We start from the raw sequence: 2489 nt of genomic DNA, 5'->3' as shown, positions 1-2489 counted from the left end.
TCTAAAATTGCTACTTTTCCTTACTCTCCCAAGGGATACACCCGTTTTCTTTCGTGAGACAACATGAGACATTTTTTGAGATAAAAAACGCTGTATCCCTTGGGGCTGTAAGGTGACCAACGAAAAAAAAAAAGTGTCTCACGTGAGACACTTTTTTATCACTATTTATTCAAATATCTGTACAGTGTAGCCCTGCTAATCCCCAGCGTATCAGCAATTACAGCCAATTTTACACCCTGATTTTTCATTTCTTTAGCTTGAGACACTTTCTCATCAAGTGAGACATTTTTAGTTTTATTTTTTGGATTATTTTTTTGATAAATTGCGTCTAAAAGTTTATTAATCGCTAATGTATTGTGATTAACAGCTATATCAAACCACTCATCTTCACTATGCTTACGGCAATATAATAAAAAATCAGCATAGTTATCTATCTCGCTATCCATTATGAAATCGACCATCTCACCAAACACTACACGTCTAGAACTCGAAGAAAGGGCAAAGTACTCGTCTATATCAGCCCCACAGTGGCAGACAATCTCATCTCTCTTGTACTGATACTTTTCAGGGTTGTCCATGTGTATCAAATACCGCACTAGCCCTTTCGCATTCGCTGCTTTTTGCGGTATAGGAGCGTTTAGAGCGTCCGTAATCTCTTGTACCTGCTCAAAGCTCTTCTTACCGTCAAAGAACAGAATAATATGCCAGTGAGCTTTCTTAACTTCACCATCCGGGTTCACATCTTTGTCATGAAGTGGACTTTCTACCCAAGGTACATGGTACCCGTCTAAAATCTCTCTCCAGTTCTCGGGTGCACTCTCGGGATAGACTACAGAAGTCCATGTTCTTGCTCGTTGATCTTTATTTTTTGACATAATAAAAAGCCTCCTAAATCACGCTTTTAAGCTTTTTTGATTTAGAACACTTGCAACATCTTCACTTTTTGAGTAGAATTTATCACAAAGAAAAGAACGGAAGAGGATACACTCCTCCCATGCTATTCTTGTCCTAAATCACAGCTTACAGTCAAAACTTTGGTCGGTTGCTGACTGTAAGCTATTTTTTTGCCTTTTTAAGCGTATGTATTTATTTTTAGCGTAATTATACTCCAACGCCTTTAAAACGTCCAGAAACGCAAAATAAGCATACTTTAGCATCCCTTCGTGGGTTTCACCCACACCCACAAGCTGAGCCAGCTTGACCGCTTTCTCACTCGCCGTGACGGCGTCGGAAAGTCAGTTCCTGCCTTCCCTTGCGGTTCAGTGTCTCTTTCCTGCAGTAAAGGCAAGGGTTGCCCTACGGCGTCTCGCTGTCGCTTGCCCCTTGCCTTTACAATTACTTCCTGCTAACTATCACCAACGTTCCACTATATAAAAAAAACGCCCTGAATAGGACGCTTACATAACTAAGAAACTGGACATAGACCCCATTGACCACAAGATCCCAAATTAGACAAACCAGTACCTAATTTCCAACCCCAAATAAATCTACTTACAATACCCATATAACACCACTCCATTCTAATTTTTATTTAATCATACTCCAACCAAACAAAATATACAAACGCTTTATAATAAAATTACACAAAAAAAAGACAAAAGCCACGCAAAAACTAATAAAAACCTATCAACAAACACCAACTCTTTATTGCTATATACTCTAAAATAATACGTCTGTAATATTAAAAAAATAAAAGTCACTAAATACAAAATTAGAGTTACCCAAATATTAACGAGACTGCCAAAAAACACCTCAAGCAACATCACTAATAACAAACACAAGTCATAAATCAATAACGTTTTTCTAACATGAAGCATCACCAATTCCACCTTTAACCATTCGTTTTTTATACAAATCTAGTACACTACTTCCTGACTCAAATTTAACAGAAGCAGCAAACTCTCTCAATTCCTGCAATTCACTCTCTAGCCTTTCCATTCGCTTTTTCCTAGCTAAAAAGCGCTCCATAAAGCTATTTAAAAGCGCAACTTTTTCTTTTTCTAACTCATCATCTTTCGTTTTCGTCTCGCTCACTTGCTTAGCGTACTCAAATATCAAATTCCGATCGAATACTTTTTCGCCTTTTTCGATTCTCATCTCGGACATCATTTCGATATAGTCCTTCAAAACTTTTTCAGTTACCGTACTCCGATTATTTTTCGGTAGCAGATTTTTCTTGTCGAATTCCGCCACCAACTTTTTCAAATTTTCAACATCTTTTTCACGCAAATAAACTGTTACTTGAGCCATACTCCCAACCTCCATTTTTCAAATATTTACGTATGCCCATTTCGCAGTTAAATCAAAGATTTCTGGTGAACTAGCGAAAAGAGCATAAGGGAAACAGTCCCCACGCGCCGTGTGGAGTTGGTAATACCAACGTTTCCAAGAGATCTAAATTTACTCGGTAAGCCTACAAAAACATACCTATAGTTCATACGATTACATACCCTAAAAATGCACACAAAATCACTTGCATTAGAGTGAAT

At 37.8% G+C, this 2489-nt stretch carries 2 protein-coding genes; both read right to left on the bottom strand.

The window, feature by feature from the left end; all coding sequences use genetic code 11:
- Positions 1 to 161: 161 nt before the first annotated feature.
- Positions 162 to 875: a Rep family protein gene (locus LMU01S_RS09860; RefSeq protein ID WP_056958597.1), complete on the bottom strand. Its 714-nt coding sequence runs from the start codon at positions 873 to 875 to the stop codon at positions 162 to 164.
- A gap of 928 nt (positions 876 to 1803) precedes the next feature.
- On the bottom strand, positions 1804 to 2250 hold the full coding sequence (locus LMU01S_RS09855) for a hypothetical protein (RefSeq protein ID WP_056958599.1): 447 nt from the start codon (positions 2248 to 2250) through the stop codon (positions 1804 to 1806).
- Positions 2251 to 2489 lie beyond the last annotated feature (239 nt).

The sequence above is a fragment of the Ligilactobacillus murinus DSM 20452 = NBRC 14221 genome (assembly GCF_001591685.1).
In the GTDB taxonomy this organism is placed as follows: Bacteria; Bacillota; Bacilli; order Lactobacillales; family Lactobacillaceae; genus Ligilactobacillus; species Ligilactobacillus murinus.
This window is presented reverse-complemented; position numbering and strand designations above follow the sequence as displayed.